At 72.0% G+C, this 20,222-nt stretch carries 18 protein-coding genes; 9 read left to right on the top strand and 9 right to left on the bottom strand.

The features are described 5' to 3' along the window. Positions 1–148: 148 nt before the first annotated feature. On the top strand, positions 149–2,233 hold the full coding sequence (locus J2X63_RS10680; RefSeq protein ID WP_309976883.1) for a beta-galactosidase: 2,085 nt from the start codon (positions 149–151) through the stop codon (positions 2,231–2,233). A 162-nt stretch (positions 2,234–2,395) separates the two neighbouring features. Beyond that, on the top strand, positions 2,396–4,597 hold the full coding sequence (locus J2X63_RS10675) for a glycosyl hydrolase 53 family protein (RefSeq protein WP_309976882.1): 2,202 nt from the start codon (positions 2,396–2,398) through the stop codon (positions 4,595–4,597). 283 nt (positions 4,598–4,880) lie between these two features. Here the strand turns inward: J2X63_RS10675 and J2X63_RS10670 are convergent, their stop codons facing one another. The 4 genes from J2X63_RS10670 to J2X63_RS10655 all read right to left on the bottom strand — a co-directional run bounded on the left by J2X63_RS10670 (position 4,881) and on the right by J2X63_RS10655 (position 8,738). Beyond that, positions 4,881–6,290: a DUF222 domain-containing protein gene (locus tag J2X63_RS10670; protein ID WP_309976879.1), complete on the bottom strand. Its 1,410-nt coding sequence runs from the start codon at positions 6,288–6,290 to the stop codon at positions 4,881–4,883. A 153-nt stretch (positions 6,291–6,443) separates the two neighbouring features. Then, on the bottom strand, positions 6,444–7,793 hold the full coding sequence (locus tag J2X63_RS10665; protein WP_309976877.1) for a hypothetical protein: 1,350 nt from the start codon (positions 7,791–7,793) through the stop codon (positions 6,444–6,446). A gap of 89 nt (positions 7,794–7,882) precedes the next feature. Next, positions 7,883–8,101: a hypothetical protein gene (locus J2X63_RS10660; protein WP_309976875.1), complete on the bottom strand. Its 219-nt coding sequence runs from the start codon at positions 8,099–8,101 to the stop codon at positions 7,883–7,885. A gap of 421 nt (positions 8,102–8,522) precedes the next feature. Continuing rightward, complete coding sequence (locus tag J2X63_RS10655; protein WP_309976873.1) at positions 8,523–8,738, bottom strand: hypothetical protein; 216 nt, start codon at positions 8,736–8,738, stop codon at positions 8,523–8,525. A gap of 161 nt (positions 8,739–8,899) precedes the next feature. Here J2X63_RS10655 and J2X63_RS10650 point away from each other — a divergent pair, with 161 nt between their 5' ends. From J2X63_RS10650 to J2X63_RS10635, 4 genes are all read left to right on the top strand, one after another. Continuing rightward, the gene (locus J2X63_RS10650; protein WP_309976871.1) at positions 8,900–9,538 is read left to right on the top strand and encodes a DUF4232 domain-containing protein; all 639 of its coding nucleotides are present in this window, start codon (positions 8,900–8,902) and stop codon (positions 9,536–9,538) included. 83 nt (positions 9,539–9,621) lie between these two features. After that, on the top strand, positions 9,622–10,944 hold the full coding sequence (locus J2X63_RS10645) for an NAD(P)/FAD-dependent oxidoreductase (RefSeq protein WP_309976869.1): 1,323 nt from the start codon (positions 9,622–9,624) through the stop codon (positions 10,942–10,944). After that, a complete protein-coding gene (locus J2X63_RS10640) occupies positions 10,934–12,604 on the top strand; it encodes a cytochrome b N-terminal domain-containing protein (protein WP_309976867.1) in 1,671 nt (556 codons plus the stop codon). The genes J2X63_RS10645 and J2X63_RS10640 overlap by 11 nt, the downstream gene beginning before the upstream one ends. Before the next feature lie 40 nt (positions 12,605–12,644). After that, positions 12,645–12,896, top strand: coding sequence for a hypothetical protein (locus J2X63_RS10635; protein ID WP_309976865.1), 252 nt, complete (start codon positions 12,645–12,647; stop codon positions 12,894–12,896). A 51-nt stretch (positions 12,897–12,947) separates the two neighbouring features. On the opposite strand, the gene J2X63_RS10630 is transcribed toward J2X63_RS10635, so the two are convergent. Then, positions 12,948–13,448: a MarR family winged helix-turn-helix transcriptional regulator gene (locus tag J2X63_RS10630; protein ID WP_309976863.1), complete on the bottom strand. Its 501-nt coding sequence runs from the start codon at positions 13,446–13,448 to the stop codon at positions 12,948–12,950. A gap of 107 nt (positions 13,449–13,555) precedes the next feature. On the opposite strand from J2X63_RS10630, the gene J2X63_RS10625 reads away from it, so the two are divergent. Then, on the top strand, positions 13,556–14,518 hold the full coding sequence (locus J2X63_RS10625) for an NADP-dependent oxidoreductase (protein ID WP_309976861.1): 963 nt from the start codon (positions 13,556–13,558) through the stop codon (positions 14,516–14,518). 298 nt (positions 14,519–14,816) lie between these two features. Here the strand turns inward: J2X63_RS10625 and J2X63_RS10620 are convergent, their stop codons facing one another. Continuing rightward, positions 14,817–15,068, bottom strand: coding sequence for a hypothetical protein (locus J2X63_RS10620; RefSeq protein WP_309976859.1), 252 nt, complete (start codon positions 15,066–15,068; stop codon positions 14,817–14,819). A 218-nt stretch (positions 15,069–15,286) separates the two neighbouring features. Between J2X63_RS10620 and J2X63_RS10615 the strand changes: the two genes are divergently transcribed. Further along, complete coding sequence (locus J2X63_RS10615) at positions 15,287–15,562, top strand: DUF1876 domain-containing protein (protein WP_309976857.1); 276 nt, start codon at positions 15,287–15,289, stop codon at positions 15,560–15,562. Between the two features lie 38 nt (positions 15,563–15,600). Here the strand turns inward: J2X63_RS10615 and J2X63_RS10610 are convergent, their stop codons facing one another. The 3 genes from J2X63_RS10610 to J2X63_RS10600 all read right to left on the bottom strand — a co-directional run bounded on the left by J2X63_RS10610 (position 15,601) and on the right by J2X63_RS10600 (position 19,285). Further along, complete coding sequence (locus tag J2X63_RS10610; RefSeq protein WP_309976855.1) at positions 15,601–17,181, bottom strand: DUF3482 domain-containing protein; 1,581 nt, start codon at positions 17,179–17,181, stop codon at positions 15,601–15,603. After that, complete coding sequence (locus J2X63_RS10605; protein WP_309976853.1) at positions 17,178–18,686, bottom strand: DUF2868 domain-containing protein; 1,509 nt, start codon at positions 18,684–18,686, stop codon at positions 17,178–17,180. The genes J2X63_RS10610 and J2X63_RS10605 overlap by 4 nt, the downstream gene beginning before the upstream one ends. 110 nt (positions 18,687–18,796) lie before the next feature. Beyond that, on the bottom strand, positions 18,797–19,285 hold the full coding sequence (locus tag J2X63_RS10600) for a DUF6326 family protein (protein WP_309976851.1): 489 nt from the start codon (positions 19,283–19,285) through the stop codon (positions 18,797–18,799). A 212-nt stretch (positions 19,286–19,497) separates the two neighbouring features. On the opposite strand from J2X63_RS10600, the gene J2X63_RS10595 reads away from it, so the two are divergent. Further along, positions 19,498–20,172, top strand: coding sequence for a TetR/AcrR family transcriptional regulator (locus tag J2X63_RS10595; protein ID WP_309976849.1), 675 nt, complete (start codon positions 19,498–19,500; stop codon positions 20,170–20,172). Positions 20,173–20,222: the final 50 nt, after the last annotated feature.

Here is a 20,222-nt window from a genome sequence, read left to right as displayed (position 1 = left end):
GCGATCGAGAAGGACTGCGCTGTGCCTGTGAGCGATCCCAGTAACGCACAGCCCAGCTTTCGTGTCAACTCCTGAGTCCGCCGATGGCGCAGCGCGGTGCTGCTGTGTTACAACTGTGACCGCACACAGTTTCAAGGGAGATCGCTCGATGCCTTCGAAGACCGCGCCGCACACGGCTGCCGCACCGGATGCCGCAACGGATGCTGCCGCTGACGCCGCCGCGCGCAGCGGCTGGATTCCCGGCACCTCGGCGATCCGCTTCGGCGGCGACTACAACCCCGAGCAGTGGACGCGCGAGACCTGGCTCGAGGACATCGAGCTCATGCGCGAGGCGGGCGTCAACCTGGTGAGCGTCGGCATCTTCTCGTGGGCGCTGCTCGAGCCGCGCGAGGGCGCCTACGACTTCTCGTTCCTCGACGAGGTGCTCGACCTGCTCGCGGGCGCCGGCATCGACGTCGACCTCGGCACCCCCACGACCGTGCCGCCGGCGTGGTTCTGGAAGGCGTACCCGCAGGCGCGACCCGTGACCCGCGAGGGCGTCACGCTCGGGTTCGGCTCGCGCGGCATCGTGTCGCCGAGCTCCCCCGAGTACCGGCGCGCAGCCGCCGCCATCGCGGAGCGGCTCGCCGAGCGATATGCGCAGCACCCGGCCGTCGTGATGTGGCACGTGCACAACGAGTACGGGGCGCCGGTCGCCGAGAGCTTCGACGAGGCATCCGTCGCGAATTTCCGGGTCTGGCTCGAGTCTCGTTACAGATCGCTCGACGCCCTCAATGCCGCGTGGGGCACGACGTTCTGGGGCCAGGTGTACGGCGCGTGGGACGAGGTGGATGTCCCGCGGCAGTCGGCGAGCGTGTCGAACCCGGCGCACCAGCTCGACTTCAAGCGGTTCAGCTCCGACGCGCTGCTCGAGTGCTTCGTACTCGAGCGCGACGCGATCCGCCGTCACGCGACGCAGCCGATCACCACGAACTTCATGGCCACCAGCTGCCCGGCGATCGACTACTGGCGGTGGGCGCCCGAGGTCGACCTCGTGTCGAACGACCACTACCTCACCGCCTCGCGCGCCGACGCGCACGTGATGCTCGCGATGGACGCCGACTTCACGCGCTCGCTCGCCGGGCGCACGCCGTGGGTGCTCATGGAGCACTCGACGTCGGCCGTGAACTGGCAGCCGCGCAACGTCGCGAAGCGCCCGGGCGAGCTCGCCCGCAACAGCATGTCGCACCTCGCGCGGGGCGCCGACGCGATCATGTTCTTCCAGTTCCGGGCGAGCCGGTTCGGCGCCGAGAAGTTCCACTCCGCGATGCTCCCCCACGCCGGGCGCACGTCGCGGGTGTGGAACGAGGTCGTCGCGCTCGGCGACCTGGTGGGCGACCTGTCCGAGCTGCGCGGCAGTCGCGTCGAGGCATCCGTCGCCATCGTCTGGAGCACCGAGTCGTTCTGGGCGCAGGAGCTCGAGTGGCGGCCGTCGGTCGACCTCTCGCACCGCGAGCGGCTCGAGGCGTTCTACGCCGAGCTGTGGAAGCTCGGCGTGACGGTCGACTTCGTGCACCCGTCGCACGACCTGTCGGGCTACGCGGCGGTGTTCGCCCCGTCGCTGTACCTGCTCGACGAGGCGTCGGCGGCGAACCTGCGCGGCTACGTCGAGGGCGGCGGGGTGCTCGCGGTGTCGTACTTCTCGGGCATCGTCGACGAGTCCGACGCGGTGCCGGCGGGCCCGTTCCCTGGGCGTCTGCGCGACGTGCTGGGCCTCACGATCGAGGAGTTCCAGCCGCTGCGCGAGGGGGGTCGCGTCGCCGTGACCGGCGGCTCGACCGGCACCGTCTGGACCGACGAGATCGTGCTCGAGGGCGCGTCATCCGTGGAGCACTTCATCGACGGACCCGCCGCCGGGCGCCCCGCGATCACGCGAAATGCGCTCGGCGACGGAGCCGCCTGGTACCTCTCGACGCGGTTCGAGGGCGCCACGCTCGGAGCCTTCATCGACGACGTGCTCGCCGACGCGGGGCTCACGGTCGTGCCGCCGCCGACGGGGCTCGAACGCGTCATCCGCGTCGCCGACGACGGCACGCGCTACCTCGTCGCGATCAACCACGCCGAGCGCGATGCCGTGATCGATGCGCCGGGCACGGATGTCGCGACCGGTGCCGTGACGGATGCCGCGACCCTCGTGCGGGCGGGCGCCACGCGGGTCATCCGGCTTTCGCGCACCGCGGGCGCCGCGAGCTGATCGGCTCCCTGCCGGAGCTCGCCACCGCCACCCACAACTCCATACCCACCAGCACCACCGCGTTCGGTCCACCCGGACGGAACGACACCGCAGCGTCGCGGACCCGTTCGCCCTCACGGGCGGCGACCCTCGAGGCTGCCGAACCCAGAGGGAGCACGGATCGTGCAGAGACAGTTCAGACGAGCGGGGGTCGTCGCGTTCGCGGCGGCGCTCGCCACCCTGGTCGCGGTGCCCGCGGGCGCGTCGGCGGCCGTGGCATCCGGATCGACGGTCGCATCGGAGCCGGCCGGGACCGGCGACGGTCCGGTCGACGCGGGCATCTTCGTGCAGAAGGTCGACGGGCTCGCGCCCGACTTCATGAACGGCGTGGATGTCTCGAGCGTGCTGTCGCTCGAGGAGAGCGGCGTCGTGTTCCGCGACGAGTCGGGCGCGCCGGCCGACCTGTTCGACGTGCTCGCCGACGACGGCGTGAACGCGGTGCGCATCCGCGTGTGGAACGACCCGTTCGACGCATCCGGCCGGGGATACGGTGGCGGCAACGTGGATGTCGCGCGCGCCGTGGAAATCGGGCAACGGGCGACCGCGGCCGGGCTCAGCGTGCTCGTCGACTTCCACTACTCGGACTTCTGGGCCGACCCCGCCCGGCAGCTCGCGCCGAAGGCGTGGGCGGGCCTCACCGATGCCGAGACGGTCGCCGCGCTGCACGACTTCACGGCCGACGCGCTGCAGTCGTTCGAGGACGCGGGCGTCGACGTCTCGATGGTGCAGGTCGGCAACGAGACCAACAACGGCATCGCAGGGCACGCCCGTGCGGGCACCGCGATCGACGCGCAGTTCGCGGCGCTCGTGTCGGCGGGCAGCGCGGCGGTGCGCGAGGTGCTGCCCGACGCGCTCGTGGCCGTGCACTTCACGAACCCCGAGACGCCGGGACGCTACGCGACCTACGCCGCGGGCCTCGCGTCGTTCGGCGTGGACTACGACGTGTTCGCGAGCTCGTACTACCCGTACTGGCACGGCACGACGGAGAACCTGACGGCGGTGCTGTCGCAGATCGCGACCACCTACGGCAAGCAGGTCATGGTCGCCGAGACGTCGTGGGCGCGCACGCTCGACGACGGCGACGGCTACCCGAACGTCATCGGCGCGGACACCATCACCGACCAGTACCCGGCGAGCGTGCAGGGCCAGGCCACCGCGCTGCGCGACGTGATCGCGGCGGTGTCGGCCGTCGGCGACGCGGGCATCGGGGTCTTCTACTGGGAGCCGGCGTGGCTTCCGGTCGGTCCGCCGTCGACGGTCGAGGCGAACCGGCTGCTGTGGGAGCGCGACGGGTCGGGGTGGGCCACGTCCGCGGCATCCGACTACGACCCGGTCCACGTGGGCGAGTACTACGGCGGATCGGCGTGGGACAACCAGGCCCTCTTCGCGTGGGACGGCACGCCCGTCGAGTCGCTGCGCACGTTCGAGTACGCGCGCACGGGTGCGGTCGCTCCGCGCGAGATCGTGTCGGTCGAGCAGGTCGAGCTGTCGGTGACGGATGGCGCGCCGGTGTCGTTGCCCGCCACGATCACCGTCACCTACAACGACGGCACCACGGAGCATCCGTCGGTCGCGTGGTCGAAGGCCGTGTCGTGGATCCGGGGGCCGGGCGAGTACACGATTCCCGGCACCACCTCGACGGGGCTCGCCGTGGAGGCATCGGTCACCGTGCTCGCGGCGAACCTCGTGCAGAACGGGTCGTTCGAGTCGGCCGACCTGAGCGCGTGGACCCTGAGCGGGCCGGCGGCGCGAACGCAGACCGGCGACGCGTCGGACGGCGACTACGCCGTCACCTTCTGGAACGGCCAGGCCTACACGGCTTCCGCAACGCAGCGCATCACGGGCGTGCCGGCAGGCACCTACTCGCTGCAGGCAACGACGCAGGGCACGGGTTCGCCCGCGAGTGACTCGCGCGTGCTGTCGGCGACGACGGCGGCCGGCACGGTGAGTGCCCCGATGTCGTTCACGGCGTGGAACGAGTTCCACACCGCCGTGGTGCCGAACGTCGTCGTGGGTGCCGACGGAGTCGTCGAGATCGCGGCGTCGTTCGCGCTGTCGGCGGGCGCGTGGGGCGTGTTCGACGACGTGCGGCTCGTGGCCGCGTCGGCAGCGGCGCCGGTCGACACGACCGGGCTGGCGACGGCGCTCGCCGCTGCGGCATCCGTCGACCGTGCCCTGTACACGGATGCCTCGTTGGCGACGCTCGATGAGGCGGTCGCGATCGGGGAGGTCATGATGGCGGGTTCGACCGCGTCGAAGTCCGACGTGAAGGAGGCCACGAAGCTCGTCGACAAGGCGGTGAAGAAGCTGAAGCGCGTGAAGTAGCAGCAGGCCGCCTCCCTCGGGTGGGCGGATGCCAGTCGGCAGCTGCCGCGTTGCATCCGCCCACCCGCAGGTGCGGCTCAGGCACCACACGCAGCACGCCTCACGGCTCGCGTCCACGGCTCGCGCACCCCACGCCCCACGCAACGCCGTCGCGCCTCGCGCCCGCGCGTCACCCACGCCACGCCTCACGCCTCACACCTCTCGCCTCACGCCTCACGCCTCACGCCTCAGGCGTCAGATTTCACGCCTCACGCCTCACGCCTCACGCCTCACGCCTCACGCCTCACGCCTCAGGCTGGTTCTTCGGCCGCCGGTCGCGCTGATCCGCGAGCCGCGTCGGGGACTTCGTCACCGGGCGCCAGCCGCCGCCCGGGTCGAGCCAGGCGGGAGGGCGGATGTGCGGCACGCCCCGCAGCATCCGGATGGCCCACCCCGAGGTGTCGATGGTGCGGTGATGGAACCAGCACAGGAGCACGCCGTTGTCGGGGTGAGACGGGCCGCCATCGGCGTCGGGGATGACGTGGTGGATCTCGCACCACGCGGCGGGCACGGAGCACCCGGGAATGAGGCATCCGCCGTCGCGCACGCTGATCGCCCGGCGCTGGTGCGGCGTGAGGCAGCGCTCGGGGGAACCGAGCCGGATGATGCGGCCGTCGTCGTCGAAGACCACCGATTGGGTGCCGCCCGTGCAGATCATGTGGCGCGCCGCCCGCAGCGAGACCGGAAGGTCGACACCGTCGGCGTGCGCGACGCCGCGGTCGGCCGCGAGGTCGGAGGCTCGCACGCTCACGAGCACCGTCGGCGCGCCACCGCCGATGGTCGGGTGCTCGCCCGACCTGGCGGCGGTGTCGAGCGCCGCCGCGAGGACGTCGTGGCGCTGCTGATCGGCGGTGGGCTGCTCGCCCGATTCGGCGAAGCTCGCGCGTTCGTCGGCGGTGTGGAAGCCGAGGCCGGCGCGCTGCGAGAGGTGCGCGTCGAAGAGTCGCGTGAGCCTCGCCGCGACCTCGGGCATGAGCTCGCCCGTGAGCGGCACGAGTCCGTCGCGCGCCCGACCGAGTCGGAGCCCGCGGCGACGCATCGCCCGCTCGTCGTCGGGCTCGCGGCCGCCTTGGTCGAGGAACGTCGACCACGCCTGCGCCTGCACCCGCAGCTCGTCGGAGGTGCAGCGGACCGGCCCGCCGTCGCCTCGCCCGAGCGCTTCGCCCACCAGCGCCTGCTCGGCCGCCGCGAACTCGACCGGGTCTGCGTTGCGACGCGCTCGGTCGAGTTCGCGGATGATCGTGCCCGCGGCATCCGCCCCGAGCTCTCCCGCGGCGAGCGCCGCGGCGACCTTCGGGAACTCGGGCTCGATCGGCTCGCCCGAGAAGCCGACGCGCGCCCGAGTGGCCGACCCGAGCGAGATGCGGCGTCGCGCCTCGAATGCCGACACCAGGGTGACCCGCTCGAGGAGCTCGGCGGCCGATCGGCAACCACGGCGCGTGGAGAGGCGCTGGTCGCCGAACTCGACGCGCGAGCGCTCGCCGACCTCGCCCGCGAACGCCGCTCGACGCGCATCGACGACGCGAACCAACGCCTCCAGCGCGCTCACCACGGCGAGGAGTTCGTCGTCGCCCAGGCACGACGCCTCATCGAACGGGAGCAGGTCGCCGAGCCTCGAGCGGAGCTGCTCGAGCGCGTCGGGGATGCCGGTCATACGACCATTCTCGCGGGGGCCACTGACATCGATCGGGCTCGAAAAGCGCCGGTCAGCCTGTGTATTCGGTGCGTGAAACGCGCCCTGTTGAGGACAAGTCCGCCGACTCAGTTCCCCGCCGACTCACTTCCCCGCGGGTCAGTTTCCCGCGACTCAGTTCCCCCCGCCGCCGTCTCCCCCGCCGCCACCGTCGAAGCCGCCGAACCCGCCGCCATCGCCGAAGCCGCCACCGCCGCCCCCGCTGTCGAACCCGCCCCCGCCACCGTCGAACGCGCCCCCGTCGCCGCCTCCGAAGCCGGACGCCCACGCCCCTCCGCCGTCCCCCGCGAAGTACCCGCCACCCCATCCCCACCGGGTGTCCCCGATCATCGGCACGCCGAACCGCGAGTCCTCGCTGCGACGGAGCGCACCGCCGCCGACCGCGATGGGCTGCGACAGCTGGGTCGACACGATGGTGAGGCACGAGGTGAGGCGCTCGGCCGAGAACGGCGCGGTCGAGCGATACCAGGCGGGCGGGTCATCCGATGCTTCGGATTCCTCGGCGAAGCGGCGCAGCACGGATGCCTCGTCGAAGAGCACCGCCCAGGGCAGCAGCTTCTGGCCCATCGCGGCCGTCGTGACCTCCGTCCCCGCGACGACCTCGCGGAGCTCGTTGGCGCGTTCTCGCAGGTGCAGTCCGGCGTCGTTCAGCGGGATGAAGCGCGGGAGGAACACGCGCAGGAGAAGCGACACCCCGCCGATGAGGATGGCGCTCCAGGCGATGGAGTTCGTGGCATCGTCGCCGAAGCTCAGGGCGAGCAGGCCGAAGCCCAGGCCGGCGATGCCGCCGATGGTCGCCGCCCGGAGCCGGCCGCCCGGGCGCCGCTCGCGATACCAGTCGGCGGCGTCGCGGAATCCCTCGCGGGTCACCGTCAGGAGCGGCCCGTTGTCCTTCACGACGCGGCCGACGTCGACGCTCGCCCCGGGCCGCAGCATGAGCGACCCGCCCGAGAGCCCCGGCGCGAGCATGGCGAGCAGGGTCCCGTCGTGGCGGTCGCCCGCCTCGGCATCCGTGCGGAACACCGACAGCGGGAACTCGCCGTCGTAGACGAGGTGGATGTCCTTGGCCTGCCCCGCCGCATCGGCCGTGCCGGCGGCGTGCCCATCACCGCTCCGGATGCCGCGCCGATCCTCGATGCCGATGACACCGTTGGCCGCCAGCATCATGACGGTCGCCGGCAGCCACCGCCCCGCCGCGGCGCCCGAGACGAACCCGACCGGAAGCAGCCCCGCCGTCTCGGGGTCGGTGACCGCAAGGCTCGTGCCGCGATCGGGCCTGCGCAGCCACCCGACGACGAGCGACCCGACGCAGACCGCAGCCGTCAACGACCCCACGAGGGCGAGCAGCGGGAGCACTGCCAGCCCGAGCTCGGTGCTCGCGGACACCGCCATCGCGTCAGTGCCGCCGGCGTCGGCGAAATCATCGATGACCTGCCGCAGCGCTGCGACGATCGTGCGTCCCATGAGCGGAGGCTACTCGACTTCGGCCTCGCACGGCGAGGGCACGCACCACCCCTCTTCGGGCAGGTGCGGACCTGTCAAAACCCGCCCCCTCAGTGCGCGATCGGCAGCCCCTGGATGCGGTCGTGCTGCCGTCCGCGCCGCCACTCGGCGAACCGGTGCCCGAGCCCCTGGCCGTGCCGCTGCTCGGCCCGCTCGCCGTCATCGGCGCGGCGCTCGGCGGCGATCCGGCGCTGCTGGTTGACGCGAGCTGCGACGAGCTCGTCGTGGGTCTGCAGCGTCTGCGCGACGTATGCGTATGCGAGTTCCATGGTGCCGATCCCTTCGGGCCTTCGCGGTCATGCTCCGGCCGCTGAGATCAGATTCCTCGCTGAGGTGGGGGCGCCGTATCGGGCGGGTGCCCTATGTTTCAGGCGCATGCCGGCCGGCAGGTACCTCAGACGCTGCGCGGCCACCTCAGACGGCGAGCGGATGCCTCAGGCCGAGCGGATGCCTCAGACGACGAGCGGATGCCGCCGCGCCGACGCCGCGGGTTGCCCATGCGGCATCCATGGTGATCAGGTCTCGGTGGCGGGTGGGACCAGCCGTGGTCTGCTTGGCGCATACCTCCGCACGGGGGAATGGAGGCCGCCTGAAACCCAGTGCTCCCGCTCTTCTCTCACGACTCGACCAGACCTGTCACGAGTTACGACCCCGCAGGCCGCGAAGTTGTGACGGATGCCGCCGGCGCCGCTACTCGCGCGGCGTACGGTGCCCGCCGCCGAGGTCGAGGTCGTCGCCGCCCTCGAGGTCGGGACCGTCGCTCTCGGTGATGTTCGCGCCCTCCCAGAACGGGTCGACGCCGAGCTCGCGGTCGTGCTCCTCCTTGAGGCGCGCCTGCTCGCGCGCACTGTCTGCGAACTCCCGCTCGTCGGGCAGGTCCTGGTCGCGTCCCCTGCTGTCGCTCATACTCGACCTCCTCGCCGGGTTGGTGCAGCCCGTTCGCCCAACAGAGTAGTGCGACGGATGCCACGCCGCACCCGGTCGCACCCTGCCGCCCGCGGCGCTTCTCGCGAGTCCCACGGCGAGCCACGCCGCCTCGCCCACAGTAACCGCCATAGCCTGAACCCGTGACCCGCATCGCCGGAACCGCCACCGCCGCCGCACGCACACGCGCCGCGACCGCACTCGCCGCCACCGCCCTGGCCGTGCTGCTCACCGCGTGCGCGGGCGGCGGCACCACGCCGACCACCCCGCCCGCGACCTCGGCCGCCCCGACCCAGACCGCGACGCCGACCGCGACACCGACCCCGCCCGCGAGCGTCGATCCGAACGCCCCCGCCGGCCAGTGCGCCGACGCCGCCCTGAAGGTCGACGTCCAGTACGTCGATTCCAGCGCGGGCCACCTCGACTACAACGTGGTGTTCACGAACACGGGCAATTCCTCCTGCGAACTCCGCGGGGCGCCCGGCGTCTCGGTGGTCGACGCCTCGGGCGTCGAGATCGGCGAGGCCGCCACCCGGGTGGGCGATGACGACCCGCAGACGCTCACGCTCGAGCCCGGGACATCCGTCGCCGCGCCGCTCGCTGCCGTGAACATCGACCCCGACGGCGGGCCCCTCGACGACTGCCCGGTGGTGCAGGGCGCCGCGTGGCTCGTGTATCCGCCGCACAGCTTCACCGCCGTCACCGTCTCGACCGGCCAGCCCGTGCCGGCGTGCGAGAGCACCGCCGAGTTCCTGACCGTGAGCGCGGTGCAGCAGGGCTGACGGCCTGCGAAGTAGCAACCCCGAACCTGTCACAAATCACCCTCCCGCGGTGTCTTAACTGATGAAGACACAAGGAGGAGGACATGCGCAGGATCGTGATCGTCGGCGGCGGGTACGCCGGGTTCTACACCGCGTGGAAGCTCGAGAAGCGCCTCAAGCCGCGTGAGGCCGAGCTGGTGATCATCGACCCGCGGCCGTACATGACGTACCAGCCGTTCCTGCCCGAGGTCGCCGCCGGATCCATCGAGGCGCGCCACGCGGCGGTCTCGCTGCGCTCGCACCTGAAGCGCACGCGCATCATCGCGGGCGGCGCGACCATGATCAGCCACGCCGAAAAGACCGTGACGGTGCGCCCGGCTGACGGCCCCGACTTCACCGTCGACTACGACCTCATCGTCGTGACCGCCGGTGCCGTCACCCGCGTGCTGCCCATCCCGGGCGCCGAGGAGGTGGCCATCGGCATGAAGCACGTCGAGGAGGCCGTCGCCATCCGCGACCGCCTGCTCACGGCGTTCGACCGCGCGTCGGTCATGGAGCCCGGTCCCGACCGACGGCGCCTGCTCACCTTCGCCTTCGTGGGCGGTGGGTTCTCGGGCGTCGAGGGCTTCGGCGAGCTGCTGTCGCTCGCGACGGCGCTGCTGAAGTCGTACCCCGAGATCCGCTTCCCGGAGCTCGCGTTCCACCTCGTCGAGGCGAACGACCGCATCCTTCCCGAGGTGACGGATGCCCCGGGCCGCTGGGTCGTCGACTCGCTCCGCGCCCGCGGCGGCCACGTGCACCTGAGCGCACGCGTCATGTCGGCGGTCGACGGGCACGTGGTGCTCTCGAACGGCGAGGAGTTCGACGCGAACCTCATCGTGTGGACGGCCGGCAACGCCGCGCATCCCGTGATCGCGAAGCACACCGACCTTCCGACCGACGAGCGCGGCCGCGTCATCGTGCGGGCCGACCTGCAGGTCGGCACGGCGGACGCCCCGGTGCCCGACGCGTGGGCCGCCGGCGACAACGCCGCGGTGCCCGATCTCGCCGTCGCGGCATCCGGAGCCCTCACCGTGCCGAACGCGCAGCACGCGGTGCGGCAGGGCAAGCGCCTCGCCGCGAACATCGCCGCGACCCTGCACGGCGAGATGCCGCGCGACTACCGGCACGACTCGCTCGGCGTCGTCGCGACGCTCGGGCTCGGCCGGGGCATCTTCCAGTACAAGAACCTGGTGATCACCGGGTGGCTCGCGTGGCTGATGCACCGCGGCTACCACGTGCTCGCCATCCCGACGTGGGAGCGCAAGATCCGCGTGCTCGTCGTGTGGCTCACCGCGTTCGTGCTCGGGCGTGACATCGTGTCGCTGCTCTCGGTGCAGCAGCCGCGCGAGGCGTTCGTCTCAGGAGGTGTCCCTCATGCCCGTTGACCGCCGGCACGCTGAGCCCACGCTCGACGAGCCGCTGACCACTGAGCGACGGATGCCGCGGCCCTCCATGAGCGACCGGCTCGCCCGTGGCATCCGGAACCTGACCTTCTTCGGCCACCGCGTCGGCGACGTCGAGGCCGAGGCGCGCCGGCGCACGGTGCCGCGGCACTGGACGAACCTGTTCGGCGTGGTGACCCTCGCGTGCATCGTGGTGCTCATGGTCACGGGCGTGCTGCTGATGTTCTTCTACACGCCCTCGAGCGACCCGACGACGTACACGGGCGGCTACCTGCCGCTGCACGGCGCGACGGTGTCGGAGGCGTTCGCGTCGACGATGTTCATCACGTTCGACCTGCCGGGCGGGCTGCTGATCCGCCAGGCGCACCACTGGGCGGGGCTGCTGCTCCCCGCGGCGATCATCATGCAGCTGCTCACGACGTTCTTCACGGGCGGGTTCCGCCGGCCGCGTCGGGGCATGTGGGTGCTGCTGTTCCTCATCTTCGTGACCGCGCTGGCCACCGGATGGAGCGGCTACGCGCTGCCCGACGACCTGCTGTCGGGCACGGGCCTGCGCATCACCGAGGGCATCACACTCGGCATCCCGGTCGTGGGCACGTGGCTGTCGTACCTGCTGTTCGGCGGCGAGTTCCCGGGCGAGGTGATCGAGCACCTCTACCCGCTGCACGTGGCGGTGTTCCCGGCGCTGCTGCTGCTCTTGGTGGCGCTGCGCGGACTCGCCGCGTGGCAGCACGAGCCGCCGCAGTTCCCGGGCCTCGGGCGCACCGAGGGCAACGTCGTGGGCGACCCCCTGCCCGTGGCCGCCGCCCGCGCCGGCGGACTCTTCGCGATCGTCACCGGCCTGCTCGTGCTCGTCTCGGCGGCGGTCACGGTGAACCCGATCTGGCTCTACGGCCCCGCCGACTCGGGCAGCGCCGGCGCGGGCAGCCAGCCCGACTGGTACACCGGATTCCTCGACGGCGCGCTGCGGCTCGTGCCGCCGGGCTGGGAGTTCGAGTGGCTCGACCGCACGTGGACACTCGCCGTGCTCGTGCCCCTCGCCGTCGTGACCGCGTACCTCCTGCTCGTCGCCGTCTACCCGTTCGTCGAGGAGTGGATCACGGGCGACCACCGCGAGCACCACCTGCTCGAGCGCCCGCGCAACGCGCCCACCCGCACCGGCATCGGCGTCGCCGCGGTCGTGTTCTACGGCGTGCTCTGGCTCGCGGGAAGCGCCGACCTCATCGCCACGCACTTCTCGTTGACGTTCGAGGGCGTGATCCTCGTGCTGCAGGTGCTCGTGGTGCTCGGGCCGGTGCTCGGCTTCTTCGTCGCGCACCGCGTGTGCCTGGCGCTGCAGAAGAAGGACCGCGAGCTGCTCCTGCATGGCTACGAGACGGGCCGCATCGTGCGGCTGCCCGGCGGCGAGTACGTCGAGGTGCACCGCCCGATCAGCGAGGCGGAGCGGTGGCGCATCGCCGTTCCGGATGCCCCGCGGGCGCTCACCCTGCGACCTGACGAGCGCGGGCGGGTGAGCGTGGCCCAGCGCCTGCGGGTACGGCTCTCGCGGTTCTTCTTCGAGGACCGGATCGTGGTGGGGGCGGCGGAGCCTCCGGCGGTCAAGCCCTTGTCGCACGCCGGGGAGGCTCGCAGAGTGGAGTGAGGACGCGATGCGCGCGGCCAGCGGAACGGAGGGACGACCGATGACCGACTCCACCACCCCGAACGGTGACACGCCCGACCCCGACGAGGTCGGCATCAGCACCGAGAGCCAGACCACGACCGACACCGAGCAGGCCGACCTCGACGAGGCCGCACTCGACCGCTCCAAGAACTCGAAGCCGGGCGGCGACACGCCCGTCAGCGACCAGCCCGCTGCCCCAGGCAACTCGGAGCCGCTCACCGACTCCACCGACGGCGGCCTCGACGGCGGCGACCCGGGCGTCGAGGAGTAGCGGCCGCCCGCGGCATCCGCCCCGCTGACGGAGGCCGGAAGGGCCGCGAGCTCAGGACGGCGGCGACGCCCGCCGCGCCGAGCGAGTCGGTCGCGACCGCAGGTGCCGCAGGACCATGCCGAGCAGGCGGGTGAGCTCGTCGCGGTCGGCGTCGTCGAGCGCGTCGACGAGCACCTCGCGCGTCACCTCGACGTGCCCGGGCAGCACGCGTTCGAGCAGCTCGGCCCCCTTCGGTGAGAGCGTGACGTTCACGCCCCGCTCGTCGTGCGGCGACGGCACGCGCTCCACGAGCCCGGCCTTCGCGAGCTGCCCGACCTGGTAGGTGAGGCCGCTCTTGCTGTGCACGAGCCGGTCAGCCAGGTCGGTCATGCTCTTCGGCGACGATGGGTCCTCGCCGCAGGTCGCCAGGATCTGGAATTGCACGAAGCTCAGGCCGCCGTCGCGCCGCAGCTGGCCCTCGACGCCCTGCTGCACGAGCGCGCTGACCTCGAGCAGGGCGAAGTAGACGCCGAACTCCGGGGGCAGGGCCGGGGGCATGACGACGTCGGACATGCCCGAATCCTACGGCAGAAACTTGTTCGAATTGGAAATAGAACCGGCACGGCGTCGGTTGTGACGAGTATCAGTTAGTTCGAATTCGAATGAGATAGGGACCACAGATGCGCGCCATCCAGTTCACCCACTACGGCGAGCCGACCGTGCTCGAGCCCGTCGAGCTCCCCCGGCCCGAGGCTGGCCGCGGCGAGGTGCTCGTCCGCGTCGCGGGCACGACCTTCAACGAGGTCGACGCCTCCATCCGCGCCGGCCACCTCACCCAGGTGTTCCCCGTCGACCTGCCCCACGTGCCGGGCATCGACGTCAGCGGCACCGTCATCGCCGTCGGCGAGGGGATTTCGGCCGAGCTCGTCGGCCAGGACATCGTCGCGTTCCTCCCGATGACCCGCCCCGGTGCATCCGCCGAGTATGCGGTCGTGCCCGCCGACCTGATCGCACCCGCGCCGCGTTCGATCTCACTTCCGGATGCCGCGGCCCTCGCCTCGAGCGGGCTCACCGCCTGGCAGGCGATCGTCGAGCACGGTGACGTTCGTGCGGGCCAGCGAGTGCTCGTGAACGGCGCCGGAGGCGGGGTCGGTGGCTTCGCCGTGCAGCTCGCCGCCGCGGCCGGCGCGACCGTGATCGCCACGGCGAGCGCGCGAAGCCGTGATGCCGTGACCTCGCTGGGCGCCTCGCAGGTCATCGACTACACGACGACCTCCGTGGTCGACGCGGTGACCGAGCCCGTCGACGTCGTGGTGAACCTCGTGCGCACGTCGCCCGAGCAGACCGCCGCGCTCGTCTCGCTCGTGAAGCCCGGCGGCGTCTTCGTCTCGACGACGACGCCCGGCGAGGTGCCGCCCGGCGCCGACCTTCGCACCGTCAGCATCCTCACGCGCAGCGACGCCGCACAGCTCGCGCACCTGGCCGAGCTCGTCGACGCCGGCGAGCTGCGCGTCGATGTGAGCGCCCACTACCCGCTCGACGAGCTCGCCACCGTGCACGCCCTCGGCGAGGCCGGCTCCCTCCGAGGCAAGGTCGTGCTCACGCCGACGCGCGAGGGCGTGGACGACGGCGACCTGCGGTAACGCCCGAGCCCGCGGCATCCGCCCCGTCACCCAGACGCCAGAACGGATGCGCCCATGGCGGGCGCATCCGTTCGGCATGTGCAGGCATCGGCGGGGCGGCGGCGCATCGGCGCATCGGCGCATCCGGGCTTCGGCCTAGATGGCCGGCGTGCGGCGGTAGCCGTCGCGGCGGAACTGCACCAGCGACGACGTGACCGCCGTCGCGGCGAGCAGTCCGAGCAGGATCATGGTCGCGAACATCACGCACCTCCCTTCGGTCGCAGAAGTCAGTGAGTCACGGGCTGGGTGGGCTCGGCCGTCACGGCCGGCTGGGGAGGGTGGCCGTGTGCCCGTGCGAGCCGCTCGGGGTGAGCGCGCCGACCATGCGGTTCCAGCGGGAGCGGTCGGGTGCGGCCGACGTGATCTCGTTCGACAAGGCTGAGGCCGTGGCCGCTTGCGCCTCGAGCGCGCGACGCTCGGCCGCCCGCCGGCGGTACGCGTTGATGCGGTCCGCCGCAGCGAGGTTCTGTTCGTGCATGGTGTGGGCCAGGTACCCGTTTGCGAGGTCCATGGTTCCGTTCCCTTCGGGTGAGTGTGGTGGCGTTTTCGCCTGAGACCACACTCCTCTCGGGAGCGTTCGCGCGAATCGGCAGCGACTACCGATGTTGCGCCGGCGCGCTACCGACGTCACGGATGCCGCTGCCCAGCACCTACCGAGAAGACCCTCGCCGCGCGTTCGGCAGGTGACTACGCTGACCCGTGGAACCAGACCGGAAGGTGGTGAGTTCCATGTCTGCGACGAAGCAGTGGAGCATCACCGTCGAGATCGACGAAGACGACGACGAAGACAGCACGCTGGCGCACCTCACCCTGAGCACCCCGGCCGGCCACGTGGTGACCGGCGTCGGCACAGCGCAGCGCAATCCGCACGACCCCAGGGTGCCCGAGATCGGCGACGAGCTCGCCGTCGCGCGCGCCTTGCGCAACCTCGCCGAGCGACTGCTGCACACGACGGAGAACGACATCAAGGGCGCCACCGGCGAGCAGGCGCATCTGCACCGCTAGCGCGAGCGAAGCGGATGCCGCGGCATCCGCTGCCCGGTTCAGCCCGTGGTCGGGACCGAGTCGGTCTCCTCGTCGAGCGCCCCCGGGTACAGCTCGTCGAGCAGTTCCAGCGCCATGTCGGCGAGCAGCTCCTCGAGTTCGCGCTGCAGCACCTCCTCGCCCTGGCCGCGACGCGACCAGAGCACCGCGAGCCGGTCCTGCTCGGCGACGACCAGGTCGACGACCATCGGGCGCCAGTGCGGGGGATACTCGCCCTCGCGCCAGGCGCCGCGACCGCGACCGTAGTGGGCGACGGCGAGGTAGCGCAGCAGTGCCGAGGTGACGAGCCCGTCGAGGAACGCCTCCTCCCACCGGAGGCTCGACTCGTCGCGTCCGCGCACCACGTTGACCCCCTGCGCGACGCCCGCGCCGCCGAGCGCACCGAGGATCGCACCGACGACCATGCCGGCACCGAACGTGAGGCCGCCGGCCAGCAGGTCGGCGCCGAGCCCGGTGAGCGCGCCCGACACGACGCCGCCGACCGCGGCCGTGCGCGTGGTGTCGAGGGGCGCGTCCATGTGGATGTCGCTCGCCACCCGCTCGAGCACCTCGTCGGCGGCCCGCCCCTCGAGGCGGTGGATCGCGATGAGCCGCTCCATGCCCTGCCGCAGGTCGGCCTGCAGGCGGGCGGCCATCCGGTCGGCGGCATCCGTTCGCGCCTGCGCCTGCGCCGGACTCGGCAGCCCGAGCGAGCCGCCGACCCGCTTCGCGAGCGACTCCGACTTCGACTTCGACCCCGACGTCGACGATGGCGGCGTCAGCGTCACGCGCTCGACGGCGGCCCGGGCGATCGGCCCGGCGAGCGCCGACACGGCGGCGGAGAACTCGTCCATGCGCTGGTCGCGCCACGCGGCCGACAGGCGGGCGAAGGCCGGCCGCGAGGCATCCGGAACCAGCGGTTCGATCGCGTCGAACAGTGTGAACTCCTGCACCCAGCAGCGGGCGAACGCGTCGAAGGCGAGCACCTCGCGCACGTGGCCGGATGCGGCGAGCGCGGCACGCCAGCGTGCGGCATCCGCGTCTTCGGCTGCACGCTCGCGCGGCGGACCGGTCTGGTTGAGCAGCACGAGCACGGGCTTGCCGACCCACTCGAGCACCTCCAGCTCGGGTGCGAGGTAGCCGGCGTCGGCGGGCGCCTCGGCCGCGTTCACGAGGTAGAGCACCACGTCGGCCTGCTCGGCGACGTTGCGCACGGCGAGCTGGCTGAGCCACAGCACGCGGTCCTGGTAGCGGTCCCACACCTGCGACAGGAACCAGCCGATGGGGTTGCCGTCCTGCCGCAGGCGGCGCGCGAGCCGCACGCTGTCGCCGAAGCCCGGCGTGTCCCACAGCGTGAGCAGGTCGCCGTCGGCCGTCTGCACGAGCGGGAACGGCGTCGCCTCGGCGGTGACATGCGGGGCGTCGCGCACCTCGCCGACGTCGCGTCCGAGCAGCGTGCGCGCGAGCGTCGTCTTGCCCGCGTTCGTGTGCGAGATGAGCGACAGCGAGATGGCGCCGGCGTCGAGCCCCGGGATCGCCGGTCGAGTCGCGTCTGGGCGGCTCGGCTGGCTCAGCCCAGCGGATGCCGCGCGCTCGCTCATCGCCGCCGCCTCGCGTCGGGCGTCGCCGCGTCGCCCTCGTGCGCGGATGCCGCGTCCGCGAGCTGCGCCTCCGCCGCCGCCAGGTCGGGGTCGGCGAGGTCGACGAACACCGGCACGCCGCCGTGCGCTTCGACGAGCTCGCGCCACACGGCGCGGCGTTCCTCGCGGCGCGAGTCGCCGCCACCCCAGCGCGCCACGAACGCGGACTCGTCGACGAGCACGACGGTGGGTCCGGATGCCGCACCGCGGCCGCCGCTCGCGCCGAGCTGCCCGAGGAACGCGCCGTGCGCATCGGCTTCGGGCGTGGCCGTGAGGCTGAACAGCGGCAGGCGGATCTCGGGCGCGCCGGCGAACCCCGTGCCCGCGGCATCCGTCAGCGGGCCCAGCCATTCGTCGTCGCCCCACCCGACGGGCTCCTCGATGGCCGGGGCGGCGTTGCCGTACGCCCGCGCGAGGATCGCCTCGAGCCCCGCCCGCGCCTCGGGCGTGAGGGTGTAGCTGTACGGGATGACGCGCACCCGCGTGGGCTCGCCCACCCACGCGGCGACGAGGCGGCGGTAGTACGGCTCGGTCAGCGGCAACGAAACGTGCTTCGCGCGACGCCGCTCGACGAGCCCCGAGACGATGGCGAGCACCAGCCGCGGGATGATCACGACGACGGCGACCGTTCCGGCCATGAGGTGCATCCACATCGCGGCGTTCTCGCTCGCGGGCGCACGGATGGCCTCGATCGCGGCGACGTCGGGCACCGGGATGCCGGTGAGCCACGAGCCCGGCGCGAGCGTCACCGAGAGGAGCGCGTGCACCTGCTCGGCGCCGAGGAACGTGCTCTCCCACGACGCGCGGTACTCGAACGCGAGCCCGCGCGTGTACAGGCCGGCGAGCACGCCGAGCGCGGTCGCCGCCGCGGCTAGGTGCAGCACGCGGGCGGCGCGGGCTCCATAGAGCGGTGCGGCGACGCGGGCCCACTCGCGGGGCAGCGCGGCGAGCACGGTGCGCCGGGCTGCCGTCGCGGCATCCGCTCGGCTGCTCTCACCGAGGCCCCCACGCACCGACGCGATGCGGATCACGAGCGCTCGCAGCGGGCCGACCGCGCCGCCGCGGAGCACCAGCGGCCGCACGAGCAGCCAGACGTACACGACCAGGTTCCACACGACGAGCGCGAACACGGGCGGCGCGAGCAGGTTGATGCTCGACCCGCCGCCGACGCGATCGATGAGCACCCCGAACGCGAACGCCGCCAACACCGTCACGACGCCCACCCACGGCCGCCACCGGATGCCGCGCACCGTGCGCGTCACGGCGGGCTGGCGTGTGCCGATCCGTTCGAGCACGAGTTGCGCCCGCCGCCCGAGGAACTCCTCGGCGCTCGCCCGCTCCCCCACGATGGCCGCCGCCGCTCGGCTGGCCCACTCGCGGTCGGCGTCGGTCCACAGCACCCGATCGCGGTCGGCCGTCTCGACGGCGCGCGCCGCGGTCGTGTCGAGGGCGGCCGACTCGTCCATGCTGCGGAGTCTATGCCGCCGCGAGGAGCTCGTCGCAGGGTGGACGCGCCGCCGTTCGTGTGGCCGGCGAGCCGAACACCGTCGGTCGCCGGCCGCTTCTCCAGATCGCCCTACTGTCGAAGTGCCTCTCGAAGGTCGGTCGTCGCGGGAGCGGCGTCGACGGCGGGGGTTCGGGGCCAGGTCCAGGCGGAGCGCAGGATGAAGGCCAGGAGCAGCACCTCGATTCCGATGGAGAGGCCGTAGAAGAAGGCCCAGTCCCAAGTCGCCCCTGCCGCGTTGAACAGCGAGTAGGGGATGTAGAGCGATGCGACGACGAGGTTCGTGGCGCGGTTCACCCGCGCGGGCAGCGTCATGGAGAGCATCACCATCAGGGCCGGGATCGCCACGGACGCGAGCATGACGGTCAACAACGTCGGGCTGACGTCGAACTTCCAGACGAGGCCCTTGAGGATGCCGTCGACGACCCCGGGCTTGTAGAGGTTGAAGAAGTCGACGTAGATGTACAGGAACATGAAGCTGGTCCATGCGGCAGCGAGCTTGGCGCGCACCGAGATCGGCTGGTTGTCGAGCAGGTTCGCGGTGTTCGTTCGGTGGTTCATCGGTTCATCTTTCGCGAGGAGCGGTCCGGTCGCCGGGTGGCGGCAGGTCTGGGCGTGCAGACGCACGGGTTGAGTCGTTCTCGTCGTTCCTGTGGTCCGAGCTGCGACCTCCGTTGGCCTCGTACACCGTACGCGTACATTGTACGCGTACGGTGTACTCTGACACGTACGCTGTACGCTTGTCAAGTCCGGTCGAGAGAACGAGGAGACCCGTGTCTGCGAGGGAACAACGCCAGGTCGCGTCAGACATGGGGCTGAGCAAGCAGCGGGTGGCGCTCGAGGCGGTGCGGCTCGCTGACCGCGAGGGGGTCGACGGGCTGAGCATGCGCCGGCTCGCCGGCGCGCTCGGCGCGGGCGCGATGACGCTCTACCGCTACGTGGCGAGCAAGGACGAGTTGCTCGACGCCATGATCGATATCGTGTTCGCTGAGATCGAACTCCCGCCCGAAGACACCGACTGGCAGTCGGCGATGCGACGGGAGGCGCTCTCCGCCCGATCGGTTCTCGCACGCCACCCGTGGGCGATCGGCCTGATGGAGTCGCGGACCTCGCCGGGGCCCGCGAACCTCCGCCACCGCGAAGCAGTCACCGCCTGCCTGCGAAGGGCCGGCTTCTCGGTCGTGACGGCGACGCACGCCAACTGGTTGCTCAACAGCTATGTCTACGGTTACGCCCTGCAGGCAGCGAGCCTGCCGTTCGACACCGCCGACGAGCTCGCGGACATGACCGAGGAGGTCTACCTGCCCCAGCTTCCTCCGGAAGACTTCCCCTATCTCAACGAGTCCGCCGCGACGCTCGCCGCTGCCGGCTACGACCCCTCGGAGGAGTTCATCTTCGGCCTCGACCTCGTCCTCGCCGCCCTCGAGCCCCTGAGAGCCTCCGCCTAGCGACGCTCTCAGGGCTGACCCCGGGACAGCACGGCGGTCACGGGGGTAGT

Source organism: Agromyces sp. 3263 (genome assembly GCF_031456545.1).
Classification (GTDB): Bacteria; Actinomycetota; Actinomycetes; order Actinomycetales; family Microbacteriaceae; genus Agromyces.
This window is presented reverse-complemented; position numbering and strand designations above follow the sequence as displayed.

What these genes read in the sequence shown, in the direction of transcription:
- J2X63_RS10680 (WP_309976883.1), top strand. Translation starts at nt 149, where the DNA reads ATGCCTTCGAAGACCGCGCCGCACACGGCTGCCGCACCGGATGCCGCA.
- J2X63_RS10670 (WP_309976879.1), bottom strand. Translation starts at nt 6,290, where the DNA reads ATGACCGGCATCCCCGACGCGCTCGAGCAGCTCCGCTCGAGGCTCGGC.
- J2X63_RS10665 (WP_309976877.1), bottom strand. Translation starts at nt 7,793, where the DNA reads ATGGGACGCACGATCGTCGCAGCGCTGCGGCAGGTCATCGATGATTTC.
- J2X63_RS10660 (WP_309976875.1), bottom strand. Translation starts at nt 8,101, where the DNA reads ATGGAACTCGCATACGCATACGTCGCGCAGACGCTGCAGACCCACGAC.
- J2X63_RS10655 (WP_309976873.1), bottom strand. Translation starts at nt 8,738, where the DNA reads ATGAGCGACAGCAGGGGACGCGACCAGGACCTGCCCGACGAGCGGGAG.
- J2X63_RS10645 (WP_309976869.1), top strand. Translation starts at nt 9,622, where the DNA reads ATGCGCAGGATCGTGATCGTCGGCGGCGGGTACGCCGGGTTCTACACC.
- J2X63_RS10640 (WP_309976867.1), top strand. Translation starts at nt 10,934, where the DNA reads ATGCCCGTTGACCGCCGGCACGCTGAGCCCACGCTCGACGAGCCGCTG.
- J2X63_RS10635 (WP_309976865.1), top strand. Translation starts at nt 12,645, where the DNA reads ATGACCGACTCCACCACCCCGAACGGTGACACGCCCGACCCCGACGAG.
- J2X63_RS10630 (WP_309976863.1), bottom strand. Translation starts at nt 13,448, where the DNA reads ATGTCCGACGTCGTCATGCCCCCGGCCCTGCCCCCGGAGTTCGGCGTC.
- J2X63_RS10625 (WP_309976861.1), top strand. Translation starts at nt 13,556, where the DNA reads ATGCGCGCCATCCAGTTCACCCACTACGGCGAGCCGACCGTGCTCGAG.
- J2X63_RS10620 (WP_309976859.1), bottom strand. Translation starts at nt 15,068, where the DNA reads ATGGACCTCGCAAACGGGTACCTGGCCCACACCATGCACGAACAGAAC.
- J2X63_RS10615 (WP_309976857.1), top strand. Translation starts at nt 15,287, where the DNA reads ATGTCTGCGACGAAGCAGTGGAGCATCACCGTCGAGATCGACGAAGAC.
- J2X63_RS10610 (WP_309976855.1), bottom strand. Translation starts at nt 17,181, where the DNA reads ATGAGCGAGCGCGCGGCATCCGCTGGGCTGAGCCAGCCGAGCCGCCCA.
- J2X63_RS10605 (WP_309976853.1), bottom strand. Translation starts at nt 18,686, where the DNA reads ATGGACGAGTCGGCCGCCCTCGACACGACCGCGGCGCGCGCCGTCGAG.
- J2X63_RS10600 (WP_309976851.1), bottom strand. Translation starts at nt 19,285, where the DNA reads ATGAACCACCGAACGAACACCGCGAACCTGCTCGACAACCAGCCGATC.